The 21882-nt window shown below is 46.3% G+C and carries 16 protein-coding genes; 3 read left to right on the forward strand and 13 right to left on the reverse strand.

All coding sequences use genetic code 11. The annotated features are described in order from the left end of the window. Positions 1-5: 5 nt before the first annotated feature. The 3 genes from ACN6NF_RS16920 to ACN6NF_RS16930 all read right to left on the reverse strand — a co-directional run bounded on the left by ACN6NF_RS16920 (position 6) and on the right by ACN6NF_RS16930 (position 5350). A complete protein-coding gene (locus ACN6NF_RS16920; RefSeq protein WP_474318707.1) occupies positions 6-2447 on the reverse strand; it encodes a helix-turn-helix domain-containing protein in 2442 nt (813 codons plus the stop codon). A gap of 206 nt (positions 2448-2653) precedes the next feature. Continuing rightward, positions 2654-4318: a methyl-accepting chemotaxis protein gene (locus ACN6NF_RS16925; protein WP_474318708.1), complete on the reverse strand. Its 1665-nt coding sequence runs from the start codon at positions 4316-4318 to the stop codon at positions 2654-2656. Between the two features lie 27 nt (positions 4319-4345). Then, positions 4346-5350: a BMP family lipoprotein gene (locus ACN6NF_RS16930; protein WP_474318709.1), complete on the reverse strand. Its 1005-nt coding sequence runs from the start codon at positions 5348-5350 to the stop codon at positions 4346-4348. A gap of 288 nt (positions 5351-5638) precedes the next feature. Here ACN6NF_RS16930 and ACN6NF_RS16935 point away from each other — a divergent pair, with 288 nt between their 5' ends. Continuing rightward, positions 5639-8815: a bifunctional cytochrome P450/NADPH--P450 reductase gene (locus ACN6NF_RS16935; RefSeq protein WP_474318710.1), complete on the forward strand. Its 3177-nt coding sequence runs from the start codon at positions 5639-5641 to the stop codon at positions 8813-8815. Positions 8816-8904: 89 nt separating this feature from the next. Here the strand turns inward: ACN6NF_RS16935 and ACN6NF_RS16940 are convergent, their stop codons facing one another. The 4 genes from ACN6NF_RS16940 to ACN6NF_RS16955 all read right to left on the reverse strand — a co-directional run bounded on the left by ACN6NF_RS16940 (position 8905) and on the right by ACN6NF_RS16955 (position 12322). Further along, positions 8905-9501, reverse strand: coding sequence for a restriction endonuclease (locus tag ACN6NF_RS16940; protein WP_474318711.1), 597 nt, complete (start codon positions 9499-9501; stop codon positions 8905-8907). Between the two features lie 170 nt (positions 9502-9671). After that, positions 9672-11081: an aspartate ammonia-lyase gene (aspA, locus tag ACN6NF_RS16945; RefSeq protein ID WP_474318713.1), complete on the reverse strand. Its 1410-nt coding sequence runs from the start codon at positions 11079-11081 to the stop codon at positions 9672-9674. A 199-nt stretch (positions 11082-11280) separates the two neighbouring features. Next, a complete protein-coding gene (locus tag ACN6NF_RS16950; protein WP_474318714.1) occupies positions 11281-11811 on the reverse strand; it encodes an N-acetyltransferase family protein in 531 nt (176 codons plus the stop codon). A gap of 106 nt (positions 11812-11917) precedes the next feature. Continuing rightward, a complete protein-coding gene (locus tag ACN6NF_RS16955; RefSeq protein WP_474318715.1) occupies positions 11918-12322 on the reverse strand; it encodes a VOC family protein in 405 nt (134 codons plus the stop codon). Positions 12323-12631: 309 nt separating this feature from the next. Here ACN6NF_RS16955 and ACN6NF_RS16960 point away from each other — a divergent pair, with 309 nt between their 5' ends. Continuing rightward, positions 12632-13795, forward strand: coding sequence for an aminotransferase A (locus ACN6NF_RS16960; RefSeq protein ID WP_474318716.1), 1164 nt, complete (start codon positions 12632-12634; stop codon positions 13793-13795). A gap of 453 nt (positions 13796-14248) precedes the next feature. Here the strand turns inward: ACN6NF_RS16960 and ACN6NF_RS16965 are convergent, their stop codons facing one another. After that, positions 14249-15127, reverse strand: a complete 879-nt coding sequence (locus tag ACN6NF_RS16965) for a hypothetical protein (RefSeq protein ID WP_474318717.1) — start codon at positions 15125-15127, stop codon at positions 14249-14251. A 120-nt stretch (positions 15128-15247) separates the two neighbouring features. Here ACN6NF_RS16965 and ACN6NF_RS16970 point away from each other — a divergent pair, with 120 nt between their 5' ends. After that, positions 15248-16189, forward strand: a complete 942-nt coding sequence (locus tag ACN6NF_RS16970; RefSeq protein WP_474318718.1) for a zinc-binding dehydrogenase — start codon at positions 15248-15250, stop codon at positions 16187-16189. A 631-nt stretch (positions 16190-16820) separates the two neighbouring features. Here the strand turns inward: ACN6NF_RS16970 and ACN6NF_RS16975 are convergent. The 5 genes from ACN6NF_RS16975 to ACN6NF_RS16995 all read right to left on the reverse strand — a co-directional run bounded on the left by ACN6NF_RS16975 (position 16821) and on the right by ACN6NF_RS16995 (position 21825). After that, positions 16821-17894 carry an ABC transporter substrate-binding protein gene (locus tag ACN6NF_RS16975; RefSeq protein WP_474318720.1) on the reverse strand — a complete coding sequence of 358 codons (1074 nt, stop codon included), beginning with the start codon at positions 17892-17894 and terminating at the stop codon, positions 16821-16823. Continuing rightward, entirely contained in the window at positions 17891-18712 is an 822-nt protein-coding gene (locus tag ACN6NF_RS16980; RefSeq protein WP_016821691.1) for an ABC transporter permease, read from the reverse strand. The genes ACN6NF_RS16975 and ACN6NF_RS16980 overlap by 4 nt, the downstream gene beginning before the upstream one ends. After that, entirely contained in the window at positions 18702-19514 is an 813-nt protein-coding gene (locus ACN6NF_RS16985) for an ABC transporter permease (RefSeq protein WP_013372270.1), read from the reverse strand. Before ACN6NF_RS16985 ends, ACN6NF_RS16980 begins: the two co-directional genes overlap by 11 nt. Next, positions 19504-20613, reverse strand: a complete 1110-nt coding sequence (locus ACN6NF_RS16990) for an ABC transporter ATP-binding protein (RefSeq protein WP_016821693.1) — start codon at positions 20611-20613, stop codon at positions 19504-19506. Before ACN6NF_RS16990 ends, ACN6NF_RS16985 begins: the two co-directional genes overlap by 11 nt. A gap of 75 nt (positions 20614-20688) precedes the next feature. Next, positions 20689-21825 carry an N-acetyldiaminopimelate deacetylase gene (locus tag ACN6NF_RS16995; protein WP_474318721.1) on the reverse strand — a complete coding sequence of 379 codons (1137 nt, stop codon included), beginning with the start codon at positions 21823-21825 and terminating at the stop codon, positions 20689-20691. Positions 21826-21882: the final 57 nt, after the last annotated feature.

A 21882-nucleotide genomic window follows, 5' to 3' on the forward strand; every position in this document is an offset into this window, starting at 1 on the left:
ATCGCCTAATCCTCGTATTTATCTTCTATTTCACCAAAGCGCCGATCTTTTGATCGATCTGCATATTCATTAGAAGATTTGTTGATTTGTCTGAATTTCCCTGGTGTCACTTGTTTATACTTGCGGAATACACGTATAAAGCTATTCTCATTTCGGTACCCGACCTGTTCTGCAATTTCACCAATTTTCAAATGCGTTTCACACAGCAATACGCATGCTTTTTTTATACGTAATCCAGTCAAATAATCGTATACGGTGGTCCCCGTTTCCTCCTTGAACATACTGCTCACCGAGGACACGCTCATGTGAACATGATCCGCAATTTCCTGAAGACCGATGTTCAAATGCAGATAATTTTCCATATAGTCGATCATCTCTTGTACACGTACAAAACCTATGGATTGTTGGCGTCCATGCCACTTTTCTTCAATATCAGTCAACATAATAGTCAACAAAAGCTCAATGTCTTGAAGGTCTAGCGTCAGAATCTGATTCCAATGATAATCAGCGAGCTGATCTGGCGGTATTACGCTTTGAGTGGTACACCATTTCAGCAGATCTTCCAGTAGTTCATGAATAAATAGGTAGACCTGGTTTGGAGATGTCCTGGAGAGTCGAAGTTCTTCTACCCACTGGCTGACTAGCTTTGCACTTGCACCAGGTTCCTGCGACTCCACCGCACGAATCAGATCTACACGCCGATGGTCCAGTAATCTTGCATCCTGAGCCTGATCCTGTGACTGCATATCCACTATGCAATTCCGTTTCACATTTGTAATGCTGTTCATATTCATATGTGAGCGTCCATATCCCTCATACAAACGTAAATTAAGCGCCTCTTTTCCTTTTATAAAAGACGCCCGTGCCTGTTGAATATCTGTGACCCTATGCCCAATCCCTACCGAAATCGTCATAGGAAGATATTCCCCAACAACCTGAATTAGCCTGTCAACGTTTTTGCGAAGCCATGCTCTCTCTTTAGCAGCTCCCTCCGCTTCAACTTCATGTGTGCTTTCCCTGAACTGCAGCAGTACAACTAAACCACTCTCTTCCTCCGGCGCACTAACTGCTTTCCAATGAGGCTCAAGCATCTCCAGCAAAATATTGTTCAGCGCATATTTAAGCAGCATTTTGTCCTCTTCCGGAAAGCTTGTGCTCCACGTAGAATACCGATCAATCGACACGATCATAACAACCAAAGAATTACGTTCCCAATCGGAAAAATACTGTTCCCATTTCGTACGCATTTCCTGTACACCCATTCTACGCTGGATAACATCTTCTATATATTTGGAACGTAGCTCCGGCAAACTTCGCTCTACCACTAATGATTTGTGGTGAAATTCTCCAACCAACTTGCTAATCACAGGTTCCAGATCATACAATCCTCCCTGACGCGTTCCCTTGTTGCCTGAATTCAAGAGATTATTAATTTTTTTCATGGGGCGAAAAGCGACATAACTGTAATAGTAAACCGCTGAGCACCCAGCCAGAATAGAGATCAAAGCCAGCCACAGCATCATATTGCGCGCCAGCTTCACATTTTTCAGTAGCTTGTCCATCGGTACGAGGGAGACTAGACGCCAGCCTGTGACATCGGAGAAGGTCTGGTTCGCCATATATTCCATATCTCCAATTTCTACATAAGCATAAGGATTCACATCCAGCTCTTTCAAAACCCTGCCCATATCATTTAAGGGTAAGGACGATCTCAGCTTGGGATAGATCAGCTCGCCTTCGAGATCATAGACGTATTGCGAGTTAGATAAATGAATATACAGTTTGGAGAAAAAACGGTCGTAATCCAGATTGATTAACACTGCACCCACGACCTGTCCCTTCTCTACTATAGGCCTAGCCAGCGAAAGCAGTTCTATCGTGCCATGCTGTTGATCAGTGCCATACCATCTTCGCTTAATCAGTAGCGGCTTTTTTTGAATATCATGAATCCAGGGAATCCACGTTGTATCCGGTGCCTGATTCCAATCGGGCAAATAACCATAATTGCTGGAGATGAGAGTATGATTGTCCAAGGAAATGACTTCAACCGAATAAATTTCTTCGCTCGAAGAAAGGGTTTTCAAATATTTCTGAAGTCGATCTATAATGGAGGCTTTGTTGGATACCGATTTTCCATCCGTATGAATACGTATAAAAGACTCTACATCCGGATGATAAGCGGCATCCAGCGCCTTGTTATCCGACTCACGGAAAGCCCGATTGGTCACATCCAGATTGATTTGCAACAATTCTATATTAGGTGTGTTCAGCTCGGTATCCAAACCTTCACGGTATCTTGAATACGATAGCAAGCCGATCACGCTGATCACGAGCGACACGCACAGCGTAAGCAGCAGGATCAGTCTTGTCTGCTTATTTTTCAGTATCAATCGAAGCTTAAGTCGCAACATTCCTGTAACTTCATCCTTCCGGACTACGTTGTCCATCTTCCTCTTACTCAATATTAGATGACATATTACCTTTACATCTATTTGACGCATGAAGTGGAATTTCCTGCCTTTACAAAATCAAACTTAATAGAAGTCACATCATTAATAATAAAAAAGAAGAAGTCTCCCTGTACAAGGTAGAACTTCTTCTTACATGCTGCTTGCATTCATTGTTCAACAGCATAGATATTCGCATTACAGTGTTAGCTCGTCTTTTCCACCTGAAAACGATTCAGTTCCCGCTGCATCTCCTCACGAATCTGGCGAAGCTCCTTTACCTTCTCAGCCGATTCCTCGAAGGAACGCTTCTGCTCCACCGTGGAAGCCGTAATCTCTTCACTGCCTGCGGCGGACTGCTGAGTGATTGCGCTAATATTCTCAATAGCTTGCTGCACCTGTACACTCAGTTCTCGTGATACATTCATGTCTATGGATAACTTGCTGACTTGGCCGGCAATTTGCTGCACTTTGCCACTAATTTCTCTAAACGATTCTCCGGTGGAGGATGTTGCCTTCTCCTGCTCGCGGAACAGCTCCTGACTTTGCTTCACAGAAGCCTTTACCTTATCCATAGCCTGCGTGATCCCCTCAACAGCGGTATAAATTTTCTTTACAGCAGATTCAGATTGACTCGCCAGCTTTTTCACTTCATTGGCAACCACAGCAAAGCCTTTTCCCGCTTCACCCGCACGCGCAGCCTCAATCGAAGCATTCAAGGATAAGAGCGACGTCTGGCTGGCAATTTCAGATACATAACCAGTCATAGTTGTGATCTCGGCTGCATTAGACTCCAGCTCTCTGACGGTTTGCTCCACTTCGGACATTGCTGAACGATTCTCTGCAACGATGCGCATTTGATCACTCATAACACGCGCACCCTGCTCAATGACACGCAATGCATCCTCACTATACGTGGTTGATTGCGTAGTCTCCAGCAAATTAGATTCAAACTTCTGCTGCATATCATCCACCACGCCAACCGTCGATGACAGGTCCTCAGCAATTTTCTGACTGCCTATTGCAAGTTCCTCGGTTGATGTGCTGACTTGTGTCACAATTTCCTTCATGGCCTCATTATGCTGATCAATATCCCGAGCCATCAGATCGACACGATTACCCGCCTGATCAATGGAGAGTACAATGCTGCGCAAGTTCCCGATCATAACGCGGAAAGATTCATTGAGCTCGTCTAGTTCATCTCGGCCCTTTGTTTGAGGAAGTTGAACAGTTAAATTTCCCACGGCAATTTGCTTCGCTGCATCCGTTAACTTGCGGGTTCTAAGGGCAAGCTGCCTGGAGGTATATGTATTATATAGCCCAACCGCCACCAGAAGTAGAACTGCACCTGCCAAGGCTAATTGCCAAGTAAAACGAATACTTTTGGTCAAGTCTTCTGTGTATTGGTCGTAACGCGCCTTGGTCAGCAGATCCAGCATAAATACATCGTTCTGAATTCCCTGGGCACGCATGGCCTCTCGTTTGGATTCTGGGCTGTTCTGAGCACTCATCGCTTTTTCCGTTGCTACTTTCAATTGGCTGAATTTTGTTTTAATCGTATTCAGTCGCTTTTGTTGTGCTTCGGTCTGCATCATGCCCTGCGAAAGCAAAGTAATCGTCTTTTCAGACTGAGTTAGCTGATTTTGCACATCGGCTTTGTTGCTCTCCGTCATGGAAGTAGAATAATTTTGCAGCGCTTGCCCCGACTGAATCAAATAGGCATTAAGCTGCTGTACATTCAACATAGCTGGAACAAGATTACTGCTTTGAGCGTTAATGCGTAACAATTCAAAAATGATATAAGCTACTAAAGCCAGGCAAGCGATCAGGGAAATCATCGCGTTAAGCACCAGTTTACCTTGCAGTTTCATCAGCATTCATCCTCCGTTTGCGAAAATTTATTGGGCGGGTACAGTAAGTGTGCCAGATTTGATTTTTTCCATTAAATCATCCATCACCTTTTGCTGATCCGGATTCAGTGTCACGACACGAATAGGCGCCAAACCTATACCTTCTTCCGCAAGTCCAAACACCATATCCTTCTCCGTAAATTTTCTTTGATGGTCTGCAAAGCCTTTGACTACTGTATAAATTGCACTGTCTACGTTTTTAATCATTGAGGTCACTACCGCTTTCTCCGCAATAAAAAACTGGTCGCTATCGACCCCGATGGCGAATTTATGCTGCTTCTGTGCTTCCTGTAGCGCACCTACACCCGTTAGCCCTGCTGCTGCAAAAATGACATCAATCTGATTCTGGTTGATCATGTCATCTGCAATTTTCGTACCCAGCTCCGGCTTGCCAAAATCTCCTGCATACGTTGCTATAACTTTGGCATTAGGCTTGACTGATTGCACCCCTGCGCGATACCCAATTTCAAACTTTTTCAACAGAGGAGATTCCGCACCTCCAAGAAAACCCACCTGTTCCGTACGACTCGTCAAACCAGCAACAACCCCGGCCATAAAACTGCCCTCTTCTGCTTTGAAGGTAATGGAAGCCACATTCGGCAATTCCGATGTTTCATCCACGATTAAAAACTTACGGTCCGGATTCTTTTTGGCAACAGCCTCCAAACTGTCCTTCACCATGTAACCCAACCCAATGATTAAATCAGCTTTTTCTTGAACAAGCTGATTAAAAGCAGCCTCATACGTCTTGGTCTCAGTTATTTCCCGGTATTCAAAAACAATCTTCCCCTCATCCCGTGCCTTGACCAAACCTCGAAAAGCCGCGTCGCTGTAAGATTGATCGCCCAGACCAATATCTGACAGCACGATTCCCACCTTAATGGGTTGGGCCTTGGTTTGTACGTCTGATTGCCCACATGCACTTAGCAATAATGCAAAGATCGTGACAATGGGAATCCACCTAAAAGTTAATAATAGAGCTCTTTTCTTCATGACATATCACCTCAACATAAAATGCAAATCCCCAACATCTTTATATCGGTTATAGAGGTGAATTTGTTCATAAAGTTTTCTGTAAATTTATTGTAAATGGAAATTTACAATGGGTTTATCTTTTTCTACATGTAATAAGCGTCTCTTTTCATACTGCTTTTATTGTACGAACTGTCTAAAATTATTTATTTCGTTTATCTAGAAAGAATAAAGTGTAATTTTTATGGTAAACGTAGGAAACCCTTGAACCCTCACTCTATGTTGAAACTGAAAGGAGCTACATTTAGAATGACTTCGACAAATTCAATTCCGCAACCTAAAACATATGGTCCCTTAGGAAATCTGCCCTTGATCGATACCCATGCCCCTGTCCAGTCTCTGGTTAAGCTTGCCAATGAGTACGGTCCCATATTTCGCATGGATCTGCCTGAAGGAACGAATATTTATATTTCCGGTCATAAGCTGGTGGCAGATGCTTGTGATGAAACTCGTTTCGACAAACAGGTATGGGCTCCCTTACAAAAAGTACGAGCTTTTGCCGGAGACGGACTATTCACAAGCTGGACTGAGGAACCGAACTGGCGCAAGGCCCACCAAATATTGTTGCCAAGCTTCAGTCAGCGGGCCATGAAGGGTTACCACAATATGATGCTTGATCTTGCTGTACAGCTGGTACAGAAATGGTCCCGGCTCAATCCAGATGAAAGTGTAGAGGTACCGGAAGATATGACCCGGCTGACTTTGGATACCATCGGATTATGCGGCTTTAATTATCGTTTTAACAGCTTTTACCGCGACCAGCCCCATCCGTTTGTAACCAGTATGACACGCGCACTGGATGAAGCAATGGGGCAGTTGCAACGCCTCAATCTGCAAAACAAGCTGATGTTATCGAAGAAAAAACAGTTTAAACACGACATCGAAACGATGTTCTCTCTAGTGGACAGCATTATTCAAGAACGCAAAACCCAGGGCAACCAAGGTGAAGAGGATTTACTGGCACGTATGCTGGAAGGCAAGGACCCGGAAACAGGTGAAACGCTGGATGATGAAAATATCCGCTATCAGATCATCACCTTTCTCATTGCCGGTCATGAAACGACCAGTGGGCTTTTATCCTTTGCCATTTACTATTTGCTTAAAAATCCACAGACGCTAACCAAAGCCTATGAAGAAGTAGATCGCGTGCTCACCGATTCGCTGCCTTCCTATACTCAGGTGCGTGAGCTCAAGTACATAAGGATGATACTGAATGAAGCCCTGCGGCTATGGCCGACAGCACCTGCCTTCTCTCTCTTCGCCAAAGAAGATACGCTGCTCGACGGAACCTATCCGCTTAAAAAAGGCGACAGTGTCAATGTACTCATCCCGAAACTGCACCGTGATACCGAGGCTTGGGGTGAAGATGTTGAGGAATTTAGACCCGAACGCTTTGAGGACCCATCCGCCATTCCGCAAGATGCCTACAAACCGTTTGGCAACGGTCAACGGGCCTGTATTGGACAACAGTTTGCCTTACAGGAGGCCACCCTTGTGCTGGGTATGGTACTGAAACATTTTGAGCTGATTGATCATACTCATTATGAGTTGAAAGTCAAAGAAACGCTCACGCTCAAGCCGGAAGGCTTCACCATTCAAGTACGTCCGCGCAGCACACAGACTGCCGTCATGCTGCCAGGTGCCGCTCAAGAACTTCATGAAAAGAAGGAACCAAAAGTTGCAGCCCCCCATGCCGAAAAGCATGATACTTCTTTGTTGTCTTTGTACGGCTCGAATCTGGGTACAGCTGAGGGACTTGCAGGTGAACTAGCCGATTTAGGTCGGAATTGGGGTTTCAACAGTAGCATAGCAACTCTGAATGATCGTGTGGACCATTTGCCTAAAGAAGGCGTGGTACTTATTACGACCGCATCTTATAACGGGCATCCCCCAGATAATGCTGATGCCTTCGTAGAATGGTTGGAGCAGGTAGACGAGGGACAACTGGCAGGCATAAGGTACGCTGTCTTTGGTTGCGGTGACCGGAATTGGGCCAGCACGTATCAGCGCATTCCAAGGATGGTCGATGAGCTAATGGCTGCCAAAGGGGCAAAGCGACTGTATGATCGGGGTGAGGGCGACGCCAGTGGTGACTTCGAGAAGGATTGGGAAGTCTGGAACCACGGCTTATGGCCGGAATTGCTGAATGCTTTCGGGATAGAGCACAGTGATACAGAACCACAGGACACCAGCAGTCTGAGCATAGAGTTTGTAAGCGACGTACTTAGTGCTCCTTTGGCGGCCAACTATGAGGCAGCTACTGCCGTTGTTACCGCGAATCGTGAACTGCACGCTGCTGAAAGTGAACGCAGTACACGGCATCTGGAGATCCAATTACCAACCGGATTGTCCTATCGCGAGGGTGATCATCTGGGTGTTTTGCCGCGTAATCCTGCTTCGCTGGTTAATAGGGTGATGCAACGCTTTAAGTTACAGGATCAGGACTACATCGTATTAAAAGGCAGTGACCGGGATGCGGCGCATCTCCCCTTAGATCGGCCTGTCAGCGTAGGAGATTTGCTCACTCTCAGTGTGGAACTGCAAGAATCGGCAACCAGAGCCCAGCTACGGCAACTGGCTTCCTTTACAGTGTGTCCACCGCACAAGAAAGAAATCGAAGCTTTGCTCGAGGATACTACTTTCGATCAAGAGATACGAAAGAAGCGCGTCACGATGCTGGATATTCTGGAGAAGTATCCAGCCTGCGAGCTGCCATTTGAAAACTTCATCTCGCTGTTACCGCCACTCAAGCCTAGATACTACTCCATCTCCAGTTCTCCGCTTGAATCGGAGAATTCAGCGAGTATAACCGTGAGCGTTGTCCGTGGACCAGCCCGTAGCGGAAAGGGCGAATATCTCGGTATCGCCTCCAATTATTTGGCACAGCTCCAACCAGATGATCCGGTTGTCATTTTTGTGCGAAAGCCTCAGTCTGGCTTCCGTTTGCCGGAAGACCCGTCCGTGCCTATCATCATGGTCGGTCCGGGTACTGGTGTTGCCCCATTCCGCGGATTTCTCCAAACACGCCATGTGCTTAAGGAGAGAGGAGAACAGCTTGGCGAGGCTCATTTATACTATGGCTGCCGTGATCCAAAGCTCGATTATCTATACAAGCAAGAGCTGCAGGCCTGGGAGCAGGAAGGAATCGTTACGGTTCATACAGCCTTTTCACGTCTGCCTGGTCAACCCAAAAGGTATGTACAGCATGTCATGAATGAAGATGCGGACACTCTGATTCACTTGCTTGATGAAGGAGCACATCTGTATGTATGCGGTGATGGTAGCCGGATGGCCCCCGATGTTGAAGACACGCTTTGTGCGGCCTATGCGGATGTACACCATACAAGTAAAGAAGAAGCGCAGCAATGGCTAGATCATCTCCAACAGGAAAAACGCTATGCCAAGGATGTCTGGACAGGCATCTGATGATAACGGTATATAAAGATAGATCATGTTAAAAATATAAGGGACTGACTACCAGGCATCGATCTCGTCGGCTAGTAGTTCAGTCCCTTTTATGATTTGCTCTTGCTAGACCATTTGGAAGCAACCACGTCAGTTTTACTTTCTATTCGTTCCATAACCTCCTCACGACGTTTGGCTTTGAACAGGTCAATCATATCCATCAAATCATTGCGATCCAATAATTTAACTCCGTTAACAGCAGCAAGTGTTTTACAAGATTCTGTGTAACGACCGGAGGTGATAACAATAGACTTGTCGGCTGCATAATAACGCATAGAGGTGTAAATTTCCTGCACCGCACCCAACCCGACCGGGTGTTGTACAGCATAACGCTTGGCCTGAATTACGACTCTGGCGCCTTCACGGTCTGTAAATACCAGATCCGCTCCAAAATCCCGGCTGCTGGTTGTTTTATAAATGTCCTTATAGCCAAGTGCAGATAATAGCCGCTGCAAATAAAGCTCAAATTCCGAGCCGTCCTCCATACGATCTATATCCTGAATTCCGATTTTACGCGGGTCCAGATCACGCAAGATCCGATTCCGACGACCACGTACCATCGCCCTGATGATGAGCACAAGCAGTAATAATAATACAATAAGTCCTATTCCTAATTCCTTATATGCCGATAATTGCTCCAGCAGCATTCCTCTTCCCCTTTTCTACAGCAGGCATGCAAGCGGTATACTCCATTAGTAGGGTTTACCGTTACCACCTATCACACTGACACAGTTTTACACAAAAGCAGCCCCGCCGAATTCGACGGGGCTGCCTTCATTTTATCTCAAAGTTGCCTACATTCTAAACTCCGCAATATTTATTCACGATTCAGCAAAGATTCTCCGGCAATACCAGGCTGAGTCATCTGGTACGGGTCCAATATAATGTCCAATTCTTCCTCAGTTAGTACATTATATAGCAGACACAGCTCACGTACCGATTTGCCAGTCGTAATTGCTTCGCGGGCAATGCGTGATACGACCTCATATCCAAGGTGCGGATTGAGCGCTGTAATAATACCTACACTGTTCTCCACATATTCACGGCACCGCTCCACATTTGCTTCAATTCCTTCCACACAATGAACACGGAATACGTGGAAACCCTGCTTCATAATTTCCAGTGATTGCAGCAAATTGTAGACAAGTACAGGCTCCATTACGTTCAGCTCCAGTTGACCCGCCTCCGAAGCCAAGCAGATTGTATGATCATTACCAATGACCTGAAAGGCAATTTGGTTAATGACTTCACACATCACTGGATTTACCTTGCCCGGCATAATGGATGATCCTGGCTGACGAGCAGGCAGACTCAGTTCTCCCAGACCAGCACGAGGTCCAGAAGCCATCAAGCGGATGTCATTGGCCACCTTGGACATATTCATCATACAAATCTTCAAGGCAGCAGACACTTCGGTATAGGCATCCGTATTTTGTGTGGCATCTACGAGATGTTCGTCTGCTTCCACAGGAAAGCCACTGACCTCAGCCAGTACCTCTGCGACACGCTGAATATAACGACGGTCTGCGTTCAGGCCGGTCCCCACTGCAGTGGCACCCATATTAATCGTTAGCAGGTGCTCTTTGGTCGCACGGACGCGTCCGATATCACGGCCCAGTACACGCTCATAAGCCTGAAACTCCTGGCCTAATCGGATCGGCACTGCATCCTGTAAGTGGGTTCTACCCATTTTAATCACACTATCAAACTCATTCGCCTTGCGGGAAAATGCTTCCTGAAGCTCACTCATGGTGACTAACAGCTTATCAATCATACTTAATACAGCCAAATGTACGGCCGTAGGAAAAGCATCGTTCGTCGATTGCGCCATGTTAACGTGATTATTAGGACTGATCTCCTGATAGTCTCCTCGCTGCTTGCCGATCAGCTCCAGCGCCCGGTTCGCAATCACTTCATTTGTATTCATATTAATGGACGTGCCTGCGCCGCCCTGTATCGGATCGACGATAAAATGATCATGCAACTGTCCTTGAATAATCTCGTCGGCAGCCTGAATAATGGCCTCTGCTTTGGGACGATGTAAACGGGTCAGTTCCATGTTTACCGTCGCTGCTCCCTTTTTCACGATGGCCATGGCTTTGATCAACTCAGGATGCAATCGTTGGCCTGTAATTGGAAAATTTTCTTTTGCCCTTAGAGTTTGTACACCGTAATAAGCATCTGACGGCACTTCCTTGGTTCCTAAAAAATCATGCTCCAGCCTCATATTCTTTGATTCCTCCGCTGTGTTTGCTACGTTCTTCAATTCAGTACAGTCAAATGTCATAAAAAGACCTTTTCTGATCCCCTAATCATTATACGTTCCGATTCCCGTGCTTTACCAGTCGAATAAACGCGGAAAAAGGTTATGTAATCCTATGACAAGTTATGATTACCCGTAAATACCACGGTTATTCGGCAAATGCTCAGCTATGACTGGAATACGGATTTAATGGCTTATAATAATATCGAGTGGCGTGCAGCTGACCATCGGCTGATTGAGCATAATTCGGAATAACACCAGCTTCCACAAACCCGATCGACTCATATAATCTATTAGAAGGATCTCCCACCCGCGTATCCAGCACCAGTAGGGTTCTATTCTGACGCACTGCCTCTTCTTCGGCTGCCTTCATTAACTGTCGCGCGATCCCAAGCCTACGTCCGGACGGATGCACCATAAGCTTTGCTATTTCCGCACGATGTGTAGCGTTCGCTTTTTGAGCCAACTGAAGCTGGACCGTCCCGACAGATACTCCGTCCTTCTCGGCAATCCACAGAACTACACCATCTTCAAGCACACTGTTCCAATAAGCTGCTGCCTCCTGATATCCCAGTGGCGGTAAGAACCCTATAGATGCACCATCAGAAACCACGTCGATCAACAGTCGGCTTAATGAATCTGACAATGCTTCACTGAGCACTTGAACAGGGTATATTCTCACTTCGTTAGACATTGTAATTCCTCCTGTTGGGTTCAATAGCATGCAAGAAAGAAAGTAAACTATCTTTTCAGGATAGATTACTTTCCATCACACTTCATTTACTTCGTCACCCTTACTTCTATGACTGCTCTGCCATATAAAAGAACTCCCACAGATGACCATCCAAATCCTGAAAGCTCCATCCATACATAAAACCATGATCTTGAGGTTCATTGGAGGGTTTGCCACCTGCTTCCAAAGCTTTGCGGACGATCTCGTTCACCTTTTCTCGGCTCTCCACCGATAGAGCGACAATAGCTTCTGTGCTTTTCGTGGCATCTGAAATTTCCTTTGTAGTGAACGCTTTAAAACGTTCTTCAACCAACAGCATGACAAAAATATGCTCACTAACAACCATGCAGGTTGCATGTTCATCAGTGAACTGAGCATTGAATTCAAATCCGATGGTAGTGAAAAAATCAATGGAGTGTTGCAGGTTTTTAACTGGTAAATTCACAAAAATTTGTTTAGCTGTTACTCCCACGACATCTCACCTCTTCATTCTATTATTTATTCTACTTTATCATATTACTTCTCCACAAAAGATAACTTAACTATCCTATAAAGTCAATCAATCTAACATTCGCGTAGTTCTGTGATCGTTAAGTCAATTGGCTTTAATCACTCCCCATTTCCCTTATGATTACGCTTACAAACATATCCTATATTTAAGATACCACAAATTAGCCAATTTAGTACCTGAATTATGTAAAATGAATTCTTCTTGCCGTAGCATAATCAGATCATATTATTGTAAACTTGTTCTAATACAGAAAAAGGTGGCACACACGCTATGGAGCATTTGCTTAACGATCAGGTCAAAAATATTCAAATCAGCGGCATCCGCAAAATCGCAAATAAAGTTGCCGCATTACCCGGAACGCTCTCCTTAACGATTGGACAGCCGGATTTCCCTACGCCTGCGCATATTATGGAAGCTGCCCATCGGGCGATTGATGAAGGCCGGACCACTTATACACCTAATCCGGGACTACCGGAATTACGAGAAGCCGCAGCGGCGTTTGTAGCCCGTAAATACGGCCTAAAATACCGTGGACAGGATGAGGTTATCGTAACGAACGGAGCCAGTGAAGCGCTGGATATTACCTTACGCACAATTTTGTCACCCGGTGATGAAGTCATTCTACCCGTACCAATCTACCCAGGGTACGAGCCATTGATCCGTTTGTCAGGTGGCATTCCAGTGTTGGCTGACACCCGCAACAGCGGCTTCAAGCTAACGTCCGAGGTACTAGAGCCTTATCTGACTGAGCGGACGAAAGCAGTCATTCTCGGGTATCCTTCGAATCCAACCGGACGAGTAATGAGCCGCGAAGAGCTGGAGGCAGTCGCAGATTTGCTCAAGGAACGCGACCTGTTTATCATTTCAGATGAAATATACTGCGAACTGATTTATGATACATCGCACGTATCTATTGCGACTCTTCCAGGTATGCGGGAGCGCACCATCGTCATTAACGGACTGTCCAAATCACATTCCATGACAGGATGGCGCATTGGTTTCACACTTGCACCCGCCGAGATTACACAGCACATGGTCAAAGTACATCAGTACAATGTGACCTGTGCTAGCTCAATTAGCCAATATGCAGCACTGGAAGCCCTAACCGCCGGGGTGGATGATGCACTTCCGATGCGCGCTGAATACCGCAAACGTCGTGACTATGTACACGGAAGACTGACTGATATGGGAATTCCACTGGAGAAGCCCGAAGGAGCCTTCTATCTCTTCCCTTCCATCGCCCATTTTGGATTAAGCTCGATGGACTTCACCTTGAAGCTGCTGGAAGAGCAAGGAGTGGCTGTCGTGCCGGGAGATGCCTTTTCTTCCTATGGCGAAGGTTACATTCGCTTATCTTACGCTTACGGACAGGATGTACTGGAGCAAGGGTTGGATAAAATAGAGAGGTTTGTTAGAGGAATTGTGAGAGGTTAAGGTGGTTAGGGGCGCTACGCAGTCCATTTGATCTTCCGATCGCTGTTGCTGGGGGATTCTTTAATTGTATAAAACATTTATAGGTAAGAATCCCTCAGCAAAGGCGAATGCTGCCGCTTCTCCAGATTCAATTGGCCCGCTTCGCTCACTGCCCGCCTTAAAGTCCCTCAATCCTATAAGGTGTGTGGAATAGCTGTTCGGTGAAAACAAAGTATCAGACTAGAGTTGTTGATTTAGCGAGGTTTTTGAACTGAAGAATCGCCAGCTTTTGAAAAATAAGTTTTAAACTGAACAATTAATATAAAGCAGCGGCAGACCAAGACTTGATAAATAAAGCCTTAGACTGCCGCTGTTGTCATTCAACTAACGTTCCCCATTAGTTTAATAAACCACCTATTCTGAATTATCAGCTACCAATAGCTTTTTCGATTCCATCCTCTTGTAAGTGTCGGATTAGATAAATGCACAATCAGATGGACATCCCAGGTTCTCGAAAACTGTGCGCGCGGAGGAATCTACCGGCAGGAAAACCTCAATTTGCGGATATAAGCGGCCGCCTGCAGAAATCGAAATCTGTCTGTAGCGTACGGGAATAAGGTCTCCGGAGCTTTCCATTCTGGCTAGAATTGTTTGTATTTGATCAACATTTCCCCCTACATCCCGCACACTCAGATATTCGCACGCGTTATATTTCTGAACTCTATCCAGCAATTTTTGATACCACGCATCATAACGCGAGAGTATGTGCTCACTCTTAAAGGCTTGTATTCCGTTTATGATGTGCTCCTCCCACTGCTTAAACGACGCCTTGTCAAACGTGGAGCGGGACCGGATAGGAAAACCAGAATTAAAATGTAAATCGACCCTATTCATTAAACCGTCATATGAACGGTCGAGAGGGATTTCGAACAATTGATGAAAAGGCTCATTTAATCCCTTGATGTCCTGAGTATGTGTTACGACCATGGCGGGAAAAGGAATACCCCTCATCGTTTGCTGAGCCCACTCTAATGCACGCTCCAACGACCGTCCATACAATTCGGTCTGAATTGGAAGAAAACCGGCTGCCAAAAGCAAATCGTTACGCTCGTCGGATGTACACTCAAGATATTCTGCAATATTTATTATCGTCTGGCGGGACGGTATGCGGCGGGTACGTCCAACCAGCAGATTTTTATACGAAGGAAAAGCCTCGTCGTTCAGCTCTTGTTGAGTAAATCGTTTCAAGGACGGTTGAGGTCGATCGACAAGCTTTTGCTGGCGTTTTATCCGCAGGGCTTCAATTTCTCCCATTACGATTCTATGTCTGGAATTCTCCGTATCTATATCCATCTTCTCTTCCCTTCTCTTATGAAGTGTAGTTCTGCACTTGGGCCGAACCTTCATTTAAAGTATACTCCTCATTGAAATGAAGGTCATCTAATGACCATACCAACATGGAGGAAAACCGATATGATTCGTACTATTGTTGTTGATCCGCATGCCCCGTCTCATTTGGCCTTCAAGGAAGTTGGCGCCCCGCAGCCTAAGCCATGGGAAGCAATTGTGCAAGTGAAGGCCGTCTCACTCAACCGCGGTGAAGTGAGTGACGCTAAAAATCAGGAAATATCTAGCCGTCCTGGCTGGGATCTCGCCGGGATTGTCATCGAGCCGGCAGAGAACGGCGCAGGACCGCAAAAAGGGGCCAGGGTTGTTGGTTTGCTCCCGATGGGAGCCTGGAGCGAGCAAGTGGCTGCTCCCGTATCGTTGTTGGCCGAAATCCCAGACAAACTCACTTTTACTATGGCGGCTACCCTCCCCGTAGCAGGGCTCACGGCTCTTTATGCACTTCGAAAAGGCGGCATGCTGCTTGGTAAACGAATTTTCATTACAGGCTCTAGCGGCGGAGTTGGGCTATTCGCCCATCAGCTTGCAGTCCAATCCGGCGCATACGTTGTAGGTACGGCTAGCACGGAAGAGAAGGCTGAGCTTGTTCGGGAGGTCGGATCCGACGAAGTGATCATTGGATATTCCGCAATTTCATCAGCCAACAAATTTGGGCCATACGATCTGATCATCGATTCAGTAGGCGGCAATACACTGGCGGCGTTGCTGCCGCAGCTAGCGCCCCAAGGGATTTGCGTTGCGGTAGGATTTTCCTCTTCAAATACTGCTATGATCGATATGAAGAATATGGTGACCAGCGGAGGAAGAACCTTGTACAGCTTCTTTTTAGGTGAGGAGCTCACTCGTCAATCAGCCGCGGACGATCTGAGTTTGCTGGCCCGGCTGGTCACAGATGAGCGGTTAATCCCACGAATCCAAGTGGAGGCGCCCTGGACCGAAATTGACACCGTTGCCCGTAATCTTATGGAACGGAAATTCTCGGGCAAAGCCGTGCTTCACTTAGATTGATTATATAAGTTTGCAACTATAATCCCAGGAATCTAAAAACGAATCTGAAAAAGAAACGGCAGTAGTACACCCTTACTCGTTTGAGCGGGAGTACCGCTGCCTTTTAATAAACCCGGCTATTTGACCTTTATATTTCGTATAGTAATCTATCCAGCTTTAATATCAACACATTATTCATTTACTCTCAGTGGCACCGCTTTAAGAATGTTCATTTTCTCTCACTATTCTGCCAGTTGGCTTAATGAAGTGCTCACCAGTCTAATACTTTATTTTCTAAGTCTACAACTTTATTTTCTTCGGACAATAGCCGGGGAAAAAAACTATACTTACCGCTTCGCGCGGTGAGTAAACAAAAAAGGCCCTTGAATCCCCTACACGGGTGGCTCAAGGGCCTTTTTGCTCTCACTACTCCCTCACCGTCGGCGTGGGGGATTCATAGGTACGTGGCTTTAAGCACAGTGCAGCGGAGGGGGCGGAATGGTGTTGGACAAGCGAAGCGGTCGCCTTTAAATTCCAATTTTCACCTTTACATATTCAATCATAAAAATCGGAATTTAACAGCGATGGTAAGCACCATCCGCCACCGCAGCGACCTCTAAAGCACCATTCCCTGATCCACAACGCTACTCCCCTACTTTAAATGCATTTTGAATTGCAGGAACAATTCATTATAGTGAGCGAGCATTCGCTTACCCAGATTGTTGTATACTTCCAGCTTATCTGTAATTTCAGATGGAGGGTAGAACCGCTCATCGCCAGAAATATCCTCAGGCAGCAATTTTTTTGCATCCTTGTTTGGCGTGGAGTAACCTACAAACTCGGCATTTTGAGCGGCCACATCGGGCTGCATCATAAAATTGATAAATTTATGAGCCGCGTCCACATGGGTGGCCGTTTTTGGAATAACTATATTATCGAACCACAGGTTGGACCCTTCATCTGGCACAACGTAATCCAGTTTATCATTCTGATCCATAATTTCGGACGCATCACCGGACCATACAACCCCGGCAGCAGCTTCCTCATTGGCCAGCAGCATTTTAATCTCGTCGCCAACCACAGCCTTGACATTAGGTGCTAGCTTCTCCAGCTTCGTCAAAGCTTGCTGCAAATGCGTCTGGTTTGTATCATTCAAGGAATAGTGAAGACTGTTCAGCGACATGCCCATAATCTCCCTAGCTCCATCAACCAGCAACAGGTTATTACGCAGCTTCGGGTCCCATAGACCATCCCAGCTATGAAAATCAATGCCTTTCGTCAGCTCCGGGTTAAACACGATCCCGACTGTTCCCCAAAAATACGGAACCGAATATTGGTTATTTGGATCAAACGAAAGGTTTAGATAATGAGCATCTACATGCTTCAAATTCGGCAGTTTGCTGTGGTCCAATGGGAGCAACAGATGCTCCTGCTTCATTTTAGCCAAAGCGTATTCCGAGGGAACCGCTACATCAAATGAAGTTCCTCCCTGCTCGATTTTCGTCAGCATCGCTTCATTGGAATCAAACGTTTGATAAATGACGGTAATGCCCGTCTCCTTCTGAAACCGTTCCAGCAGTTCAGGATCAATGTAGTCTCCCCAGTTGTACACTGTCAGTGTGTTGCCACCAGAGTAGCCTTGGCTGGAGTTCAGCCAGGCTGCCACGCCCATCAGACCAAACGAGATAATGAAAATGGACAGAAACACGCGCACAAGCGACTTCATCTAGGCACCCCCATTTCCGCCGCAGGCTCTTTTTTACCATTACGATTCGCCTTGCGCATAATAAAGTAGTAGCCCACCACCAGCAGCACAGTAAACAGGAATATGAGCGTGGAAAGTGCATTGATGGACAAGGAAACCCCTTGACGGGCCCGTGAGTAGATTTCCACCGATAAGGTCGAATAGCCACTGCCTGTCACAAAAAAGGTCACCGCAAAATCATCCAGCGAGTACGTTAACGCCATAAAAAAGCCCGCATAAATTCCTGGCTTGATAAAGGGCAAAATCACCTTGGTTAGCACATCCAGCCGGCTGGCACCCAAATCACGCGCGGCGTCCACCAAGGATGGACTCATTTCCTGAAGGCGGGGCAAAATCATAATGACCGCAATCGGCACACTAAACGCAATATGGGATAACAAAACGGAATAAAAACCCAGCTTGATCCCAACCATCGTGAACAAAATGAGGAAGGAAGCGCCGATAATGACGTCCGGGTTCACAATCAGTACATTATTGAGCGACAGCAACGTATTTTTAACTCGACGGTTCTGCATCTGATGAATAGCCAGCGCACCCATGATCCCAATAATCGTAGCCAACGCAGACGACAACAAAGCAATCACTAAGGTGTTAATAACAATAATGATCAAGCGGGTGTCTGCAAACACCTCTTTGTAATATTGAAGTGTAAAACCTTCAAACTCGTGCATGGTCCCGCCGCTGTTGAAGGAATAGTACATCAAATACAAGATAGGTGCATACAACACGAGAAAAACAATCACCAAATAAATATTTCCGAATCGGTTTTTATTTGCCATGCCGCACCCTCCGTTTCGTTCGCGAGGTGAGCAGCATAATGATCGCCATCGCCAAAATCAGGAACACAGCAACTGTAGAGCCCATACCCCAGTCCTGAGTAACCAGAAAATGCTGCTCTATCGCCGTTCCCAGCGTAATCACACGGTTGCCCGCAATCAGACGGGTAATCATAAACAGCGACAGCGCTGGAATAAACACAGCCATACAACCGGATCGCACACCCGAAAGTGTTAACGGGAAAATAACCCTTCGAAACGCGGTCCATTTGGAGGCTCCCAAATCACGGGCTGCGTCCAGCAGTGAAGGATTCAAGCCTTCTAACGCGTTATAGATGGGCAGAATCATAAAAGGCACAAAAATATACACAGATACAAACACAAAGCTGGAGCTGGTAAACAATATTTGCTGACCACCCAACCCAACCATTCCTAGCACCGCATTCACCGGACCATAGGTTCCGAAAATCCCGATAAAAGCATACGTTTTGAGCAACAAGTTAATCCAGGTAGGCAAAATAATGAGCAACAGCCACAGCTGCTTATGCTTGGTGCGAGTAAGTAAATATGCCGCTGGATACGCCACGAGCAGTGAAAATACAGTGATCAGAAATGCATACCAAAATGAGCTAAGCGTCATGCTTAAATAAACAGGTGTCAGAAACTGAGCATAGTTGCTGAATGTGAGATGACCATCCACATCAAATAGTGAATAGTAAAATACTAAGACAACTGGCGCCGCCACGAACAGCACAATCCATAAATAGTAAGGCAGCAGATACGCTGCTCTTGTATTACCGGACATGCTGATCCACCTCTTCATAGGCTTCCAGACGCCGATCGAATTCTTCTTCTGTCTCCCCAAAGCGCATGACATGAATGGCTTCCGGGTCAAATTTCAGGCCGATTTCACTTCCCAGCTCCGCCTTTTTGGTAGAATGCACGAGCCATTCCTGTCCTGAATCATCATAGCAGCTTATTTCATAGTGAACACCACGGAACAATTGAGTATCCACCTTTACCCGCAGCTTGCCTTCAGCAACACTCGTAATCTCCAAATCCTCGGGCCGGATCACAATTTCAATCGGTTCGTTCGGACGCAATCCTCCGTCAACACATTCAAACTGTCGACCGTTAAATTCCACTTGATAATCCGCGATCATACGTCCAGGAACTATATTTGATTCGCCGATAAAATCAGCCACAAATCGATTAATCGGCTCATCATAGATATCATTTGGCGTGCCGCTCTGCTCAATCTTGCCTTTGTTCATGACAAAAATTTCGTCTGACATGGCCAGCGCTTCCTCCTGATCATGCGTAACGAATATAAAGGTAATTCCCAGGCGCTGCTGCATTTCACGCAAAATGTACTGCATTTCTGTCCGCAGCTTTAAATCCAGTGCCGACAAAGGTTCATCCAACAAGAGAACATCAGGCTCATTGACGATAGCCCGTGCAATCGCCACACGCTGACGCTGTCCCCCGGACATCTCGGAAATTTCCCGTTCACCGTAGCCTTCCAGATTGACAAAGGACAACGCCTGTGTCACCTTTTCCTGAATATCCTTTTTGTTCATCTTTTTGATCCGCAGACCAAAGGCTACATTTTCAAACACATTCAGATGTGGAAATAGCGCATAATCCTGAAAAACTGTATTGACCTGCCGCTCATTGGCCGGAACACGATTAATGAGTTTATCATTCAAATAAATAGAGCCTTCTGTCGGCTCTGCAAACCCTGCAATCATACGTAGAATCGTCGTTTTACCACAGCCAGAGGGACCCAGCAGTGTATAAAATTTACCACGTTCAATCTCAAAGCTGACATCCGCCAGCACCGGGGGATCGTTGTCATATTGTTTGGTCACCCGCTCAAATCGGATGATGGTTTGCTCTCCCATAACACCCTCCTTCAAAAATTCGACTTCATTCCATTACATTCTCTTCATTAAACATAATTATTCAGGCTATATCATTCACCCTTGAGACTTCCATGTAAAATAGTCTGTCAACACACGGATGGCCACCTCGATGGCTTCCTCCGCAGGCTCCAGCTTGGCATGGTGCAAGCCATAAGGCGTATCCACCCCCAGCCAGAACATCAGACCGGGAATCCGCTCCAGAAAATATCCGAAGTCCTCTCCAGTCATCGCTTCTCCGCATTCAACGAGCTGCACATCCTGCCGGTTACTGACCCAGTTCATGAATTCCTCAGTTACCTTGGCTTCATTGTACACTTGCAAATAATTGGAGCCATAATGAATCTCCGCATGACATTCAAAGCCAGCTTCCACACCGCGCACCAGCGCCTCGATTCGCGATTTAACCAGCGTCATCGTATCGGCAGACAGCGTACGGATTGTACCTTCCAAACGCGCGGTTTCCGCGATAATATTTTGCTTCGTGCCTCCGCTAACTTTGCCAACGGTAATGACCGCTGCATCCAGTGGATTCACATTACGGGCTACCACCGTCTGTAATTGTCCGACCAACTGGCAAGCAGCTACTACCATATCATTCGCCTTGTGTGGATAAGCCGCATGTCCGCCCGTACCCATGAGGTCGATGAAAAGCTCCGATGTATTGGCAAATAGGATACCCGGGCGGGTGGCAATCGTGCCTACAGGATATTCTGGTGCAACATGCAATGCGACAATTTCATCCGGCATCCAGTCGGCCAGCTCCGTGCTGTCCCGCATAGGCAAGGCTCCACCAGGTCCTTCCTCCGCAGGTTGAAACAACACGACCAGATCATCCTTAGTCGGATGACTCGCAAAGTGAGTCACAATTCCCAATCCAATCGTCATATGTAAGTCGTGTCCACAAGCATGCATGTAGCCGGGATGAGTCGAACGGAAATCGTAACCCGTCTCTTCCTCGATGGGTAAACCATCCATATCACAACGATATCCATAGCGGCGCTTAGGAGCCGTTCCATGAATGAATACTAACACGCCCGTACGCCATGTACGAATCTCCAGCCGCTCCTGAGGGAGCGTTTCCAAGTAGTTCAGCAAGTATCGTTGTGTTTTATATTCCTCAAACCCTGGTTCGGGAATTTGATGCAGATCCCTTCGTATTTGAACAAAAGAACGATAATCGGCTGTACTCATTTTGCTGCTACGCCTCCTCTTTATAGCTCATCAGCTCTTACCTGGCAAAAGAACAAA

The sequence above is a fragment of the Paenibacillus sp. TSM33 genome (assembly GCF_056099025.1).